The organism is Stieleria sp., assembly GCF_041595215.1.
GTDB lineage: Bacteria > Planctomycetota > Planctomycetia > Pirellulales > Pirellulaceae > Stieleria > Stieleria magnilauensis.
On the sequence record NZ_JBFHKV010000086.1, the window covers coordinates 1 to 14,219 of the forward strand.

21 protein-coding genes are annotated in these 14,219 nt (G+C 58.3%); all 21 read left to right on the forward strand.

What is annotated here, in order from left to right:
• A partial coding sequence (gene rplD / locus ABX749_RS05495; RefSeq protein WP_372895110.1) for a 50S ribosomal protein L4 occupies window positions 1-468 on the forward strand: 468 nt, incomplete at its 5' end.
• Window positions 469-510: 42 nt separating this feature from the next.
• A complete protein-coding gene (gene rplW, locus ABX749_RS05500) occupies window positions 511-834 on the forward strand; it encodes a 50S ribosomal protein L23 (RefSeq protein ID WP_095738330.1) in 324 nt (107 codons plus the stop codon).
• A gap of 100 nt (window positions 835-934) precedes the next feature.
• Window positions 935-1,795, forward strand: coding sequence for a 50S ribosomal protein L2 (rplB, locus tag ABX749_RS05505; RefSeq protein WP_145219198.1), 861 nt, complete (start codon window positions 935-937; stop codon window positions 1,793-1,795).
• An 18-nt stretch (window positions 1,796-1,813) separates the two neighbouring features.
• Window positions 1,814-2,080, forward strand: a complete 267-nt coding sequence (rpsS, locus tag ABX749_RS05510; protein ID WP_095738328.1) for a 30S ribosomal protein S19 — start codon at window positions 1,814-1,816, stop codon at window positions 2,078-2,080.
• A 9-nt stretch (window positions 2,081-2,089) separates the two neighbouring features.
• On the forward strand, window positions 2,090-2,449 hold the full coding sequence (gene rplV, locus ABX749_RS05515; protein ID WP_095738327.1) for a 50S ribosomal protein L22: 360 nt from the start codon (window positions 2,090-2,092) through the stop codon (window positions 2,447-2,449).
• A gap of 37 nt (window positions 2,450-2,486) precedes the next feature.
• On the forward strand, window positions 2,487-3,197 hold the full coding sequence (gene rpsC / locus ABX749_RS05520) for a 30S ribosomal protein S3 (RefSeq protein ID WP_095738326.1): 711 nt from the start codon (window positions 2,487-2,489) through the stop codon (window positions 3,195-3,197).
• A complete protein-coding gene (rplP, locus tag ABX749_RS05525; RefSeq protein WP_095738325.1) occupies window positions 3,136-3,552 on the forward strand; it encodes a 50S ribosomal protein L16 in 417 nt (138 codons plus the stop codon). Before rpsC ends, rplP begins: the two co-directional genes overlap by 62 nt.
• Before the next feature lie 105 nt (window positions 3,553-3,657).
• A complete protein-coding gene (gene rpmC, locus ABX749_RS05530; protein WP_095738324.1) occupies window positions 3,658-3,876 on the forward strand; it encodes a 50S ribosomal protein L29 in 219 nt (72 codons plus the stop codon).
• A gap of 4 nt (window positions 3,877-3,880) precedes the next feature.
• Entirely contained in the window at window positions 3,881-4,213 is a 333-nt protein-coding gene (rpsQ, locus tag ABX749_RS05535) for a 30S ribosomal protein S17 (RefSeq protein WP_095738323.1), read from the forward strand.
• A 22-nt stretch (window positions 4,214-4,235) separates the two neighbouring features.
• Window positions 4,236-4,604: a 50S ribosomal protein L14 gene (gene rplN / locus ABX749_RS05540; RefSeq protein WP_095738322.1), complete on the forward strand. Its 369-nt coding sequence runs from the start codon at window positions 4,236-4,238 to the stop codon at window positions 4,602-4,604.
• Between the two features lie 91 nt (window positions 4,605-4,695).
• Window positions 4,696-5,043 carry a 50S ribosomal protein L24 gene (gene rplX, locus ABX749_RS05545; RefSeq protein ID WP_145223178.1) on the forward strand — a complete coding sequence of 116 codons (348 nt, stop codon included), beginning with the start codon at window positions 4,696-4,698 and terminating at the stop codon, window positions 5,041-5,043.
• Window positions 5,044-5,051: 8 nt separating this feature from the next.
• Complete coding sequence (rplE, locus tag ABX749_RS05550; protein WP_259634043.1) at window positions 5,052-5,624, forward strand: 50S ribosomal protein L5; 573 nt, start codon at window positions 5,052-5,054, stop codon at window positions 5,622-5,624.
• 63 nt (window positions 5,625-5,687) lie between these two features.
• Complete coding sequence (locus ABX749_RS05555) at window positions 5,688-5,873, forward strand: type Z 30S ribosomal protein S14 (protein WP_095738320.1); 186 nt, start codon at window positions 5,688-5,690, stop codon at window positions 5,871-5,873.
• A gap of 22 nt (window positions 5,874-5,895) precedes the next feature.
• Window positions 5,896-6,291 carry a 30S ribosomal protein S8 gene (rpsH, locus tag ABX749_RS05560; RefSeq protein ID WP_095738319.1) on the forward strand — a complete coding sequence of 132 codons (396 nt, stop codon included), beginning with the start codon at window positions 5,896-5,898 and terminating at the stop codon, window positions 6,289-6,291.
• A 37-nt stretch (window positions 6,292-6,328) separates the two neighbouring features.
• Entirely contained in the window at window positions 6,329-6,868 is a 540-nt protein-coding gene (gene rplF / locus ABX749_RS05565; RefSeq protein ID WP_372895111.1) for a 50S ribosomal protein L6, read from the forward strand.
• Between the two features lie 60 nt (window positions 6,869-6,928).
• Window positions 6,929-7,297 carry a 50S ribosomal protein L18 gene (gene rplR / locus ABX749_RS05570; RefSeq protein WP_095738317.1) on the forward strand — a complete coding sequence of 123 codons (369 nt, stop codon included), beginning with the start codon at window positions 6,929-6,931 and terminating at the stop codon, window positions 7,295-7,297.
• Window positions 7,298-7,440: 143 nt separating this feature from the next.
• Window positions 7,441-7,911: a 30S ribosomal protein S5 gene (gene rpsE, locus ABX749_RS05575; protein ID WP_197455395.1), complete on the forward strand. Its 471-nt coding sequence runs from the start codon at window positions 7,441-7,443 to the stop codon at window positions 7,909-7,911.
• Between the two features lie 78 nt (window positions 7,912-7,989).
• Window positions 7,990-8,481: a 50S ribosomal protein L15 gene (gene rplO / locus ABX749_RS05580; RefSeq protein WP_095738315.1), complete on the forward strand. Its 492-nt coding sequence runs from the start codon at window positions 7,990-7,992 to the stop codon at window positions 8,479-8,481.
• 222 nt (window positions 8,482-8,703) lie between these two features.
• Window positions 8,704-10,101, forward strand: a complete 1,398-nt coding sequence (gene secY / locus ABX749_RS05585) for a preprotein translocase subunit SecY (protein WP_095738314.1) — start codon at window positions 8,704-8,706, stop codon at window positions 10,099-10,101.
• Between the two features lie 51 nt (window positions 10,102-10,152).
• Complete coding sequence (locus ABX749_RS05590) at window positions 10,153-10,752, forward strand: adenylate kinase (RefSeq protein WP_372895112.1); 600 nt, start codon at window positions 10,153-10,155, stop codon at window positions 10,750-10,752.
• Between the two features lie 128 nt (window positions 10,753-10,880).
• The coding region (locus ABX749_RS05595; protein ID WP_372895113.1) for a PQQ-binding-like beta-propeller repeat protein at window positions 10,881-14,219 on the forward strand (3,339 nt) is incomplete at its 3' end.

A 14,219-nucleotide genomic window follows, 5' to 3' on the forward strand; every position in this document is an offset into this window, starting at 1 on the left:
ACCAACAAAAAGATGTACCGCCAAAAGGGCACCGGCCACGCCCGAGCCGGCTCCAAGCGAACCAACGTTCGCCGCGGCGGTGGCGTTGCACGGACGATCAAACCACGCGATTACAGCTACCGATTGCCTAAAAAGGCGTTGCGACGAGCCACCCGCATGGCGATCCGCAGCAAGATCGACGACGGCGAGATGTTGGTCATCGACCAGCTCAGCTACGACGCACCGAAAACGTCGAAACTGGCGTCGACGCTGAAAAACCTGGGCCTCGAGTCGACCACGACGCTTGTCGCAACCGCCGATGCAGACGTCGCGGTTTACAAGAGCGGCCGAAACATCCCCGGAGTTGACGTGCAGCCGGTTCGCCAGCTGAACGCACTTTCGGTGCTCAAGCCCAAGCGAATGCTGGTCACCAAGGCGGCGTTGGACAAGATCAAAGATGGCTCGTTTGCCGACGGGCAGGCCGTTTAGGTCCGACCGCACCCCCACACTAATACAAGAAGAATTTGAGCGATGGCAAGAATTCAACCACCTGCCCAGCCGGAAACGAAGATCAAGCTCGAGCCGCACCAGATCCTGTTGCGTCCGCTCGTGACTGAAAAAGGCGTTCACCGCGCGACACGGCACAACGAATACGCGTTTGAAGTGCACCGCATGGCCACCAAACCTGAGATCAAAGCGGCTGTTGAAAAGCTGTTTGATGTCAAGGTCGAAAAGGTCTGCACCCAAAACCGCAAAGGCAAGTTTCGTCGCACACGCAACGGTCTAGGACGCACGTCCGACTGGCGCCGAGCCATCGTCCACTTGCACGAAGATCACAAAATCGACTTCTTCTAGGCCGCCAACCGCCGCCGACAAAGTCGTCCAGCCACTCGCTCCGTTTTGGGGCGGGCCTCCAGAAACCAGTTTTTTCCTAACAGCCAGATAGAACTCAGCGATGGGAATTCGCATCTACAAGCCGACCAGCCCCGGTCGCCGAAATGCATCGGTCAGCGATTTCGCTGAACTGACGCCCGGCTACACCGTGGAAAAGTCGCTGCTGAAGCCGAAACGAAAGACCGGTGGTCGCAACAACCAAGGCAAGATCACCGCCCGACATCGCGGCGGCGGTCACAAGCAGATGTACCGCTTGGTCGACTTCCGTCGCGTCAAGGACGGAGTGCCTGCGACGGTCGACTCGGTTCAGTACGACCCCAACCGGTCGGCTCGAATCGCGTTGCTGAAGTACGCCGACGGTCAAAAGACCTACGTCGTGGCTCCCTCGGGTCTGAAAGCCGGCGACAAACTGCTCAACGGTCCCGAAGCCCCGCCGACGCTGGGCAATTGCCTGCCGCTGAAGAACATTCCGCTGGGCACCACGGTGTGCTGCATCGAAATGCGAATCGGTGGCGGTGCGGTGCTGTGCCGATCGGCCGGCACGGGTGCCACGCTGATGGCCCGCGAAGCCGATTGGGCACAATTGCAACTGCCCAGCGGTGAAGTACGACGAGTGCCCAGCCGTTGCCGAGCAACGATCGGCCAGGTCGGCAACAGCGAGCACATGAACGTGGTCTTGGGCAAGGCCGGCCGAGCCCGATGGCTCGGACGTCGCCCGCACGTGCGTGGAACCGCGATGAACCCGATCGATCACCCGCACGGTGGTGGTGAAGGCCGAACCAAGGGCGGTCGTCACCCGGTCAGCCCGCAGGGCAAGAGCGCCAAGGGTGGTGCCACTCGCCAGAAACGTAAACCAAGTAACAGCTCGATCGTTCGTCGTCGCAAGAGCAAGCGATACGGTCAGTTGAAACTGCACAAGTAATCAGGTAGCTGAAGAACGATGAGCCGCAGTAGCAAAAAAGGTCCCTACGTCGACCCAAAGCTGTACTTCAAGGTGCAGAAGCAGGCCGAGGAAGGCAAAAAGACGCCGATTAAAACTTGGGCTCGTGCCTGCACGATCGTTCCCGAGTTCATCAATCTGACGTTTATGGTCCACAACGGACGGGCACACATTCCCGTCCAAGTGACCGAAGACATGGTGGGTCACAAGTTGGGCGAATTCGCTCCGACTCGGACGTTCAAGGGTCACGGCGGCAAAAAGAAATAGGTCGATACGATGTCAACATTTGTAGCAAGCCATCGCAACGCTCGGATCAGTGCACAAAAAGTGCGTCTGGTTGCCGACTTGGTGCGTGGCCAATACGCCGACGAAGCGCTCGATACGCTCAAGTATCAGCCGCAACGCGGTGCCCGCATGCTGGAAAAAGTGATCCGCAGTGCCGTTGCCAACGCACTCGATCCGGACCAGACCGGCGGCAGCCCACACCGAATCGATGAACTGGTTTTGACCGATGTGCGAGTCGACGGCGGAGCGATGTTCCGGCGGATGCGTCCCAAGGCACGAGGCAGTGCCCACATCATCAAAAAACGCAGCAGCCACATCAGCGTCAAAGTGACGCCGATCGACGAAATTTAAGCCCCTCGGAAACAGCACAATCAAAGAGTCGTAAACGATGGGACAGAAAGTCAATCCAATCGCGTTTCGAACCGGTGTCACCCGCGGCTGGAGTAGTCGATGGTACGCGTCGAAGCAAGATTTTGCGGACCTGTTGGTCGAAGATCGCAAACTGCGAAACTTCATCACCAACCACCCCAAAAAGAACCAATACAAGAACGCCGGAATCGATCGCATCGAGATCGAACGAACGCGTGACGAAGTGCGAGTGATGATGTACGTCGCTCGGCCCGGTTTGATCATCGGCAAGAAAGGCCAAGAGATCGAGATCCTGCAAGCGGAATTGCAGAACCTGATCGGCCGCCGCATCAACCTGAAGGTCGAAGAGGTCGGACGCCCCGAGCTGCAAGCTCAACTGGTGGCCGAAGACATCGCACAACAGTTGCAAAAGCGATCGAGTTTCCGACGCACGATGAAGCGATCGCTCGAGCAGACGATGGACGCCGGTGCCAAGGGCATCAAGATCCAACTGGCCGGACGATTGGGCGGAGCCGAAATGGCACGCCGCGAAAAACAAAGCATGGGCTCGATTCCGTTGAGCACATTGCAGGCGAAGATTGATTACGGAACGACCGAAGCGATGACGCCACAGGGGCACATCGGAATTCAGGTCTGGATTAACCAAGGTACTTACGGAGACGACAACGATGGCGCTGATGCCCAAACGGGTCAAGCATCGAAAAAGCCAAAGAGGGCGCATAAAAGGTAGTGCGACTCGTGGCAACACGGTCGTCTTTGGTGACTACGGGATCCAATCCTTGGAACCCGGTTGGATCAAGGCGACGACGATCGAGGCGGGACGGATTGCGGCTCAGCAATACGTCCGTGGCGAAGGAAAACTGTACATCCGAATCTTCCCGGACAAGTCCGTCACCAGCACGCCGCTGGAAACACGGATGGGTAAGGGTAAGGGTGAACCAGATTTCTGGGCCGCGGTCGTCAAGCCGGGCACCGTCCTTTACGAACTCGGCGGTGTGACCGAACAGCAAGCCAAGGTTTGTTTCGCCCGATTGGCGAGCAAGCTGCCGGTGAAAGTACGATTCGTCGAACGACGGTCGTTCTAATTGGGAATCAGAGATTGGCTCTGATTCGATTGAGACAATGAGTAGCCGACGGGCATCAACCGCCCACGGACCCGACCTCCACTTTTGTTTACCGAAGGCCTGGTCATGACCAGCAATAGCGAACTGAGAGAGATGAGCGACGAACAGCTCGAAGCGACCGCTGCCGAAGCGGCCGCCGACTTGTTTCGACTGCGTTTTCAGTCTCAGTCGGAGCGTTTGAATACGCCCAGCGACATCCGCAAGAACCGACGTTTGATTGCTCGCGTCAAGACGATTCAGACCGAGCGAAGCAAAGCAGCCAACAACACCCCAGCCGAAGCGTAGCACCATGCCAAAACGCGTAGTTTCGGGCATCGTCACCAGCGACAAGATGAATAAGACGCGCCGCGTCGAAATCAATCGCCTGGTGAAGCACCCCAAGTACAAAAAATACATCAGCCGTCGAACGGTTTGTCACGTCCATGACGAGGCAAACGAGTCGGGCGTCGGTGACCGCGTCGAGATCATCGAATCCGAACCGCTGAGCAAGTTGAAGCGCTGGCGTTTGGTTCGAGTGATTGAGAAGAGCACCGAAGTGGACTTGGTCGCCTTGCGTGCCGCACGTAAGGAAGCTGAACAAGCAGAGGCTGCGTCGGCCGGATCCGAAAGCGAAAGCGAATAATTTTTCAGTTGAATAACCAGCCATGATCCAACAAGAAACCCGTCTCGATGTTGCCGACAACACCGGTGCTCGTCAGGTGATGTGCATCAAGGTGCTCGGCGGCAGCCGACGCCGATTCGCCCGTGTGGGCGACGTCATCATCTGCAGCGTCAAAAGCGTGATCCCGGGCAGCGAGATCAAGAAGAAGGCGATCGTGCGAGCGGTCATCGTTCGGACGAAAACCCCGACCCGCCGCAACGATGGCAGCTACATCAAGTTCGACAGCAACGCTGTGGTCCTGATCGATAAAGACAAAGCGCCTCGCGGCACGCGGATTTTCGGTGCGGTCGCCCGTGAACTGCGTGAGCAGAGCTTCATGAAGATCGTCAGCCTGGCCAACGAAGTGGTCTAACCCTCCAAGCGGCCGGAGTCGCCAGACTCCGAGTCTCGAAACAAATCACATTGGGCGTCCCATCGCCCAGTCCATGCAGAGTATTCCAGTCATGTTGCTCAAAGTTGAAGACGAAGTGCTAGTGATCGCCGGCGGTGACAAGGGTCATCGCGGGAAGGTGCTGGTCGTCGATCGCAAGAAAAACAAAGTTGTCGTCGAAGGCGCCGGCTTGGTGCGGAAACACGTTCGGAAAAGCCAGAAGAACCCGCAAGGGGGTCGTCTGAGCAAAGAGATGCCGATTCACGCCAGTAACGTGATGGTCATCGACCCGACGACCGGCCAGCCGACGCGGATCGGAGTCCGCTACTTGGACGACGGCACCAAGGAACGATTTGCAAAGAAAAGCGGTGCAAGCCTGGGAAAGATCTCCCCGCCCCGTGACAGCTATAAGAAGGCGTGAACCGAACCATGGCAAACAAACCAAGACTCCAAACGGCCTACGAAGAATCCATCCGCTCACAGTTGGTGGAACGCTTCGGCTACAAGAACCCGCACCAAGTTCCGCGTCTGGAAAAGATCACGCTGAACATGGGTGTCGGCCAAGCCATCGGCGACAAAAAAATCCTCGACCTGGCTTACGATGCAATGACCCAGATCGCCGGCCAAAAACCGGTGATGACGGTCGCCCGAAAATCGATCGCGAACTTCCGCTTGCGTGAAGGCATGCCGATCGGATGCATGGTGACCCTGCGTCGACAACACATGTACGAGTTCCTCGACCGGATGGTCTCGATCGTGCTGCCTCGAGTCCGCGACTTTCGCGGAATCAGCCGCAAAGCGTTCGACCGCCGTGGGAACTATACGATGGGACTGACCGAGCAATTGGTCTTTCCCGAACTGAACCCTGACAAGTTTACCCGCCCGCAGGGCATGAACATCACGTACGTGACGTCGGCCAAGACCGATGATGAAGCACGAGCGTTGTTGGAATTGTTCGGCATGCCGTTCAAAGCGGCGCCGGGAAAAAGCGACGCTGCGTGAGCGACGTTTTGACAGTCACTTTATTTTGCGAACCGTTTCACAGCTGCAACCCCAAGACAGCCAGTGGCAAGTAAATCAAAAATCGCCAAGGCAAATCGGAAGCCGAAGTTCAGTACCCGGCGCGAGAACCGGTGCAAGTTCTGTGGTCGACCTCGTTCGGTCTACCGCAAGTTCGGTTTGTGCCGAATCTGTTTCCGCGAAAATGCGAACTTGGGTTTGATCCCCGGTGTTCGTAAGGCCAGTTGGTAAGACAACGGAGCGACGAAAAGCCATGATGACAGACCCGATTGCCGATATGTTGACCCGAATCCGCAATGCCGTTCGCGTTGAACGTGCCTTTGTGGACATCCCTTCCAGCCGCGTAAAGCGGGGGATTGCCGACGTGCTGAAGCGCGAAGGTTTCATCTGGGATTGGGCGGAGGTCGAAGAAAGCCCCGTCAATGTGCTTCGCCTGGAACTGAAATACGGTTCCAATGGCGAACGCGTGATCCAAACCATTCGCCGAATGAGCAAACCCGGACGCCGTTTGTACGCTCACTGCAAGGACCTGAAACCGGTCTTGGGCGGGCTGGGCATCACGATCATCAGCACCAGCAAGGGTGTGATCAGTGACCGTGAAGCTCGGCGAGAAAAGATCGGCGGCGAAATCCTTTGCGAAGTCGCCTAACACCCGTACAAATAACGTTTTCAGCAAGTGATCTGAAATGAGTCGTATCGGAAAAAAACCAGTCCAGATCCCCAGCGGTGTCACCGTCGGCGTTGCCGATCGTGTCGTCACCGTCGAGGGTGCCAAGGGCAAGCTGACCTTCACCCATCGTCCCGAGATCTCGGTCAACGTCGAGGGTGATTCTGTCAACTGCACGCGAAGCGGTGAAGACCGAACCAGTCGAGAACTGCACGGGTTGACCCGGGCGATCATCGGCAACATGGTCGAAGGCGTTAGCAACGGCTACGAAAAGAAACTCGAGATCGTCGGCGTGGGATACCTCGCCAGCATCTCCGGCGATACGCTGCAACTGCGTGTCGGCTACGCCAACGAACTGCACCGCAAGATCCCCAGCGATCTGACCGTGACCTGCCCCGACCAGACGCACGTCGTCGTCCAGGGCTGTGACAAACAAAAGGTCACCCAGTTCGCCGCCGAAATCCGATCGCTCCGCAAGCCCGAACCCTACAAGGGCAAGGGGATTCGCTACCAAGGCGAACAAGTTAAGATCAAGCCCGGTAAGTCGGCGACCAAGTAATCCCGTCAGACCCGTTTCAAATAACGAAAAGAATCGGCCGCGATACAGGACGGCACTTCAATGGACAAAAACAAGAAACTCGGACAGAGACGTGTTCGTCGACGCAACCACGTGCGGAACGTGCTCCGCGGCTCCGCGGACCGACCGCGCCTGTGCGTGCAACGCACCCTGAAGCACTTCTCCGTTCAACTGGTGGACGATTCCACCGGACGAACCCTGGCCAGTGCCAGCACCCGCGACAAGGACCTCCGCGAATCGGTCAAGGTCGGTGGCAACTGTGACGGTGCCGCCGAAGTCGGAAAGGCGATCGCTGCCAAGGCAGAAGCCGCCGGGATCAAGGAAGTCAAACTGGATCGCGGCCACAACAAATATCACGGACGCGTCAAAGCGTTCGCAGACGCCGCCCGTGAAAGCGGGCTCGTGCTTTAATCGAAAAGCAGAGATTACGAAAACCAATTCAACTTGCCGCACCCCGATGGGTCGGCTAACCGAGGGTCGGAACAATTAGTAGCGGAAGTAACCAGAATCGTCGTCGTGGCGGAAAGCAAGCGGAAGAGTCGAAAGATGACGGCTTGCTCGATCGCGTGGTGAAGATCAAACGCTGTGCAGCTGTGGTCAAGGGCGGTCGTCGCTTCAGCTTTGCCGCCATGGTCGTCGTCGGTGACGGCCAGGGTAAAGTGGGCTGGGGTTACGGAAAGGCCAATGAAGTGCCCCCGAGCGTCCAAAAAGCAACCAAACAAGCCACCCGTGACATGGTCAAGGTGCCGCTGGTCGAAGGCAGCATCCCCCACCAAGTCTGGGGCAGCTTCGGTGCCGCAAAGGTCACGTTGATCCCCGCCGGGGCTGGTACCGGTATCATCGCCGGCCAAGCCGTGCGTGCGGTTTGCGAAGCCTGCGGCATCCACGACATTTTGACAAAGTCCTACGGCACCAATAACCCGGTCACGCTGGTCAAAGCCACCGTGGAAGCCCTCAAGCAACTGCGGACGCGTGAAGAAACCGCCGCACTGCGTGGGTTGACCGTCGAAGAACTGTCGTCCTAAAAAAACACTCAAGATTGACGCGTCCGGAGCGAATCATGCCGCGACGCAACTTGCAACATTGCTTACCTGGGTTTCGTTATGAACCTGAATGATGTCCATCGCGGAATTCAAAAGAACCGCAAACGTAAACGTATCGGGCGTGGTCCCGGCAGCGGCACCGGCAAAACGTCCGCCCGCGGTCACAAGGGTCACAAGAGCCGAAGCGGCTACAGTCGTAAACCCAGCTTCCAAGGCGGGGCGATGCCGATGTTCCGCCGCGTTCCCAAACGCGGGTTCAACAACCGTTGGGCGGTGACCGTGTTTGCGGTCAACGTCGGCAAGCTGAACGACCATTTCGAAGACGGTGCCGAAGTGACTTTGGAAGCGATGGCTGCCAAAGATGTCGCCAAGGGCACGTTCGACGAAGTCAAGATCCTCGGCGACGGCGAACTGACCAAGAAGCTGACCGTGTCGGCGCACCGGTTCAGCAAGTCGGCCGAAGAAAAAATCACCGCCGCCGGCGGGACCGTCAACAAATTGGCTCCCAAACGGACCCCCGACGAACGCGTCGCGGCCCTGAAACAAGCCTGATCGAGGGGTCGCTCGGCCGGCGCAGCGAGCACTCGTTTGAGACAAACGAGCCACTGAATGAAACGTTCAAAACGTCAGTCGCCCCCGCGGACTGGCGTTTTGTTTTGAATGGGCGTTGCCCTCGCCATGGATCGCCAAAAACACTAAATTTCCGCAGGCGGCACAAATTCGGCCGATCGCCAGAGTTGCCGCGTCCCAATCAACGAAAGACGGATCGAGCGAATGCTTGAAAAACTGCGAATCATGTTCACCATCCCCGAGTTGAGGAAGAAAATCTTCCTGACCCTGGGTTTGCTGGCCATTTATCGGATCGGTTTCCACATCCCGCTGCCGATGGTGGACAACGCCCCGACCGACTCGGCCGGCGGTGGTGCGGCCGATTTCCTGGAAAAAGTCAGCTTGTTTGCCGCCAGCGACCTTCGTCAATTGACGATCTTCGGCCTCGGCATCATGCCCTACATTTCCGCTTCGATCATCCTGCAGTTGCTCGGAACGACCGTTCCCGCGCTGGCGGAATTGAAGAAGGAAGGCCAGGCCGGTCAGAAGAAAATCAACGAATACACCCGCTACCTGACCGTCGGCATCTGTCTGGTGCAGAGCTGGATCTATGTCTCGGTCATGCTGTCGGCCAGCGGACCGGGCGGCGGCAACATCAACGCCAACTTCTTGAACGAAGCCGGCACGGGGCTGTACCTGCCCTGGCAGTTCGTCGCCGTCGCGGTGATGACCTGCGGCAGTGTGTTCCTGATGTGGCTCGGCGAACAAATCGACGAACACGGGATCGGCAACGGCATCAGCCTGTTGATCATGGCTGGGATTCTGGCGCAGATGCCCAAAGCGCTGTACGAATTGATTCGCAACATGGAAACCCAATTGACCGGGCTGAGCCGTGGTCAAGTCGGGATCGAAACGTTGATCTTGCTATTCGTGTTGTTCATCGGCGTCGTCGTCGGGGTGGTCTTCATCACCCTCGGCCAGCGTAAAATCCCAACCCAATCGGCGAAATTCACCCGCGGCCGCAAGGTCTACGGCGGAACCCGACAACACCTGCCGCTGCGTATCAACCAGGCCGGCGTGATGCCGATCATTTTTGCCAGCAGCTTGTTGATGATTCCCGGCGTGTTCTTCGGCTTGATGGCCGGAGCGTTCGAAACCGGCGGAGCGATCTTCAAGGGGTTGAACTTGGTCAGTTTGACGATGCAAGACCAGGCGTCGTATTTCTTCAACCTGCTGTACGTCGCGTTGATCTTCTTCTTCTGTTACTTCTGGACCGCGATCACGTTCAACCCGAAAGAGATTTCGGACAACTTGCGGGACAGTGGGACGTTCATTCCCGGCTACCGGCCCGGAAAACGGACGACCGACTACTTGGAAAAGGTCATGGTTCGGATCACGTACGTCGGTGCGGGATTCCTTTCGATCGTCGCGATCGTGCCGACGATTGTTTACGGTTCACTCGGTGTGCCGTATTCGATTGCCGGATTCTACGGCGGAACGGGGTTGTTGATCGCGGTCAGTGTCGCCTTTGACCTGGTTCAGAAAATCGACAGCCACCTGGTGATGCGAAACTACCGCGGCCTGTTGGAAGGCGCCGGCGGTGGCGTCAGCCCAGTCGTCTAAATCAACGTGGCGTAAACCTACCGCTTGCGTGGTCCCATTCACGCAAGCTGGATGCTCACGCCACTTACCCTGCTCGAAGCGAACAATCCAGTGCGCATCGTCTTTATCGGTCCACCGGGCGCTGGCAAGGGCACACAGTGCCGTCGCCTCAGTCGCGAGTTGGGGATCCCGCACATCTCTTCGGGTGAAATGCTTCGGGCCTGCCGGAACGACTCACCGCTCGGTGAGTTGATCGCCGGTTACATCGACGGTGGCAACTTGGCGCCCGATGACTTGATGATGCAATTCATCATCGACCGGCTTCGACAACCCGATTGCGAAAACGGGTACCTGTTCGATGGGTTCCCCCGCACGGTGAACCAAGCGGAGATGCTGACCGGATTCTTGGCCGAGCGCGATCAGCGGCTCGACGCGGTGATCAATCTGATCATTCAAGAAGACGCTTTGGTTCGGCGGTTGCTCGCCCGGGCGGAATCGGAGGGACGAGCCGACGACACCCCCGAAACGATTCAGACCCGATTGAAGGTGTTTCGAAACCGAACCGAGCCGGTGTTGGAGTTTTACCGCCAGCGGGGCATCGTCATCGACGTCAACGCCGTGGGAACACCGGACGAAGTGTTCGCGACCATCCGCGAGTTGCTCGCCGAGTAAACGGCGCGTTCCCCCCATAAAATGGTCAGCTGCGGGCGCCTTGTTTGCCCTGCGGCGCTACAATGGAGGCTGCGGCGTGCTGCCTCGCCGCGTCTGCTCCGCTGTTCCGCTCCGCAAGTCGTTTGAACATGAATTCTGCTGCCCCATCCGCCGTTCCGTTTACGTCTCGGTTTTTCGCGCTGTCGCTTTCGCTGTGGTTTGCGATTTGCGTTGGCGATCATGCCCAGGCCCAACAGGGCCGCTTCGGAGTGGGATTTGATCAGAACATGTCGCGGTTCATCCCGCCGCCTCGATTGCTCAATCAGCAATTGAAGGACGCCGAGGAAGCGATCGCCGACGCCAGGTACAGTGACGCGGTCGTGATTCTCGGTGACATCCTCGAACGCCACGTCGACCCGACGAACGATCCGACGATCGCCGGCCAAGACTTTTTCCTGGAGATCCGAGACAGCGACCAACAGCGGTTGGACAAGAGCTTTTTGCGTCATTGTCGTGATTTGATCGGGAAGCTTCCCAGCGACGCGTTTGCCACCTACGAGCTTCGTTACGGCGCGCTGGCCAAACAATTGCTCGATGAAGCGACCCGGCAACGCGATTGGAAACTTCTCCGCAGCGTCCGCCGCAAGTACTTTCACACCGCGGCGGGATATCAAGCGTCGTTGATCTTGGCACAGCGCGAGCTGTACCTGGGGCATCCCTTGGCGTGCTCGTTGCTGCTCGATGATGTGGTGACCAGTCGACACGCCGTCGATCAACTCGGCGACGAGGTGTCGGCGATGCACGCGATTGCGTGTCGCTTGGCCGGTCGCACGGTCCCGCGTGATCTAGGGTCGATCAGCGTGCAATGGAACGTGGGCGACAACCAGACCGCCGAAACCGTGACCGATTGGCGGAGCTGGATCGATGAGCATTACCAATTGCCCGATACCGATTCGATCAGTCGTTCGACCGACTATCCGATGCTGGGCGGTTCGACGTCGCGAAACGAAACCGCCGACGGCCAGCTACCGCTTTCGACGCCCCGTTGGATGCTGGAAACCACCGCGACTCCGCTGGAAGAACAACGGCTGCGACAGAAGGAAGACGAGTTGGCGGCCAGCGGTCGTTTGGTTCCGCCCAGCTGGACACCGATCCGCGTCGGCAACCAGTTGCTGATGCGAACGACCGAACGTCTGCGGGGCGTGGATTATCGAACCGGAAAACGGGTCTGGCAGTACCCCTGGTTTCAAACCGACGTTTCGGCCGACAACGAACAATACGACGCGATGCTGGGGATGGGATCCTCCGACCCGCCGGACCGCCTCAGCCGCCGCGTGTGGAATGATTTGCCATACGGGCAAATCACCAGCGACGGCCAGCGCGTCTATTTGCTCGACGACCTCTCGCCGTTCCAAATGTTGCAGATCAATCCGCTGATGGGGGTTCGCAACACGAGTACGGCCGACGGCGGACGCAACACATTGGTCGCGCTGGAATTGGAAACCGAAGGCAAGACGTTATGGCGTCTGGGCCAAAACCCGACCGTCGAAAGCGAGTTAAACCAGGCTTTCTTTTTGGGGGCACCGATCGCGGTCGATGGGTCCTTGTACGCGATGGCGGAAATCGCCGGTGACATCATGCTGGTCAGCCTGGATCCCGCGACGGGGAAACTGTTGTGGCAACAGCAACTGGTGGCGATCGAGGGTGCCGGGATTCAATTTGACGCGATCCGACGCATCTCCGGAGCGACGCCCAGCTATCACGAGGGAGTCCTGATCTGTCCGACCGGTGCCGGCGCGACCGTCGCGGTCGATTTGGCCGACCGGACGTTACGCTGGGGCAATTCTTATCAACGCCGGGCGATGGGCAGCATCATGTTCAACTCGCGTTCGGGGAAATCGTCCGACCAGTTGCTGCAGCGCTGGCACAACTCCGTCGCGACCGCCAGCGGGTTGAGTGTGCTGGTCACCCCCGCCGCGACCGACAACCTGTACTGCTTTGAACTGGTCGATGGCAAAAAGCGTTTCAGCAAATCGCGACAGGCTGCGTTTTATGTGGCCGGCATTCGCGACGACCAGCTGTTGATGGTCAGTGCACGTGAAGTTGTCAGTCACGATCTGGAAAACGGGCGTCTGAACTGGCGGACCGACCAACGCCTGATCTCCGCCGGACAGCAAATCGTCGGCCGGGGCGTATTCGGCGACAACTCCTACATCGTTCCGACCAGCGGCAACGAGTTGGTCGAGATTTCGTTGGACGACGGCACGTTGGTCGATCGTGTGACGGCCCAATTCCCGCTCGGCAACTTGATCGCCATCGACGGTGAAATCATTTCGCAGAGCCCCACACGTCTTGTCGTCGCCCTCGGAAAAAAAACGCTGGGGCCGCGTGTCGAACGGATTCTCCAAGAAGACCCGGACAACTTAGATGCGCTCGTCCAAAAGGCGTTGCTATTGAGCGAACGGGGCGAGCGTCAAGAAGCACTGAAGGTGCTGCAGAAGGCACGCAAGATCGATCCGGACAGCGACGACGTGCTGATGTTGTCGATTTCGTCCATGCTGGGCGAATTGCGTGAAAACCCGACGCCGCCACCGGGTTTGGAAGAGGAACTCGATGCGTTGATCGATACACCGGCGCAACGCTTGGAGTTCGTGGCGTTGAGAATCCAATCGGCACTGCGCAATCGATCCGTCCAGACGGCGACGAAGCGGTTGCTGGAATTCTCCAACGTGATGACCAACATTTCCCTGGTCGGTAATGAAGACGATGCGATCCTTCGCGACCCCACGCGTGGTTGTGCACTGGACAGCTGGGTGTCCGCGCGAGCCGCCGAAGTGATGCGGATCGCCGAGGAAGAAAACCAACTCGACGCCGTTGCGCAAGAACTAAGAAAACACTTGGAATCGATGCCTTTGGAATCGACTAAACGGTTGTCGGTCATGACCGGGCAGTTGGGCCCGCTGGGCATTGATGATCTCGTCATCTCGCTGGCCAAACGACGCGTTGCCGAGGACGAATTGTTTTCGGCCGAACGGTTGTTGTTGGGGCCGACTCTGCCGTCTCAGCTTGTTGACCAGCAACAGTGGCGGTACACGCCCCGGCGTGCCGCCATGCTCGGCGAGGTCTACAACGAAGGTTCGCTACATCAGGATGCCGTGGCCGTCAGTCGGGCGATGCTGAATCCCGATGCGAACGAAGACTCCGCCGATCTCGGGGCGGATGTCAAAACCGAGCTGCAGGAAATAGAGACACTCGCCGCAGACCGGATCGCGGCGCAAACGCCGACACTCGATGTCACCGCGCCGGTCTCGCGGTCATGGCAATCGCAATCGCTGCCGGGCGGGGGACGGTCGACGTTTCTGCAAGCGGTGGTCGACCCGACGCTCTACGGCGGGCAAACCTTTCAAGGCTGGAAAGTGGTCAACCGCGGCGGTTCGGTGATGTTTCAAAATCCCAACGGCGATGTGATGCCGTTGCCGATGGATGAA

Excerpts from the sequence above, each read along its gene's own strand:
- rplW (WP_095738330.1), top strand. The coding sequence starts at position 511 with ATGGCAAGAATTCAACCACCTGCCCAGCCGGAAACGAAGATCAAGCTC.
- rplB (WP_145219198.1), top strand. The coding sequence starts at position 935 with ATGGGAATTCGCATCTACAAGCCGACCAGCCCCGGTCGCCGAAATGCA.
- rpsS (WP_095738328.1), top strand. The coding sequence starts at position 1,814 with ATGAGCCGCAGTAGCAAAAAAGGTCCCTACGTCGACCCAAAGCTGTAC.
- rplV (WP_095738327.1), top strand. The coding sequence starts at position 2,090 with ATGTCAACATTTGTAGCAAGCCATCGCAACGCTCGGATCAGTGCACAA.
- rpsC (WP_095738326.1), top strand. The coding sequence starts at position 2,487 with ATGGGACAGAAAGTCAATCCAATCGCGTTTCGAACCGGTGTCACCCGC.
- rplP (WP_095738325.1), top strand. The coding sequence starts at position 3,136 with ATGGCGCTGATGCCCAAACGGGTCAAGCATCGAAAAAGCCAAAGAGGG.
- rpmC (WP_095738324.1), top strand. The coding sequence starts at position 3,658 with ATGACCAGCAATAGCGAACTGAGAGAGATGAGCGACGAACAGCTCGAA.
- rpsQ (WP_095738323.1), top strand. The coding sequence starts at position 3,881 with ATGCCAAAACGCGTAGTTTCGGGCATCGTCACCAGCGACAAGATGAAT.
- rplN (WP_095738322.1), top strand. The coding sequence starts at position 4,236 with ATGATCCAACAAGAAACCCGTCTCGATGTTGCCGACAACACCGGTGCT.
- rplX (WP_145223178.1), top strand. The coding sequence starts at position 4,696 with ATGTTGCTCAAAGTTGAAGACGAAGTGCTAGTGATCGCCGGCGGTGAC.
- rplE (WP_259634043.1), top strand. The coding sequence starts at position 5,052 with ATGGCAAACAAACCAAGACTCCAAACGGCCTACGAAGAATCCATCCGC.
- rpsH (WP_095738319.1), top strand. The coding sequence starts at position 5,896 with ATGATGACAGACCCGATTGCCGATATGTTGACCCGAATCCGCAATGCC.
- rplF (WP_372895111.1), top strand. The coding sequence starts at position 6,329 with ATGAGTCGTATCGGAAAAAAACCAGTCCAGATCCCCAGCGGTGTCACC.
- rplR (WP_095738317.1), top strand. The coding sequence starts at position 6,929 with ATGGACAAAAACAAGAAACTCGGACAGAGACGTGTTCGTCGACGCAAC.
- rplO (WP_095738315.1), top strand. The coding sequence starts at position 7,990 with ATGAACCTGAATGATGTCCATCGCGGAATTCAAAAGAACCGCAAACGT.
- secY (WP_095738314.1), top strand. The coding sequence starts at position 8,704 with ATGCTTGAAAAACTGCGAATCATGTTCACCATCCCCGAGTTGAGGAAG.
- ABX749_RS05590 (WP_372895112.1), top strand. The coding sequence starts at position 10,153 with ATGCTCACGCCACTTACCCTGCTCGAAGCGAACAATCCAGTGCGCATC.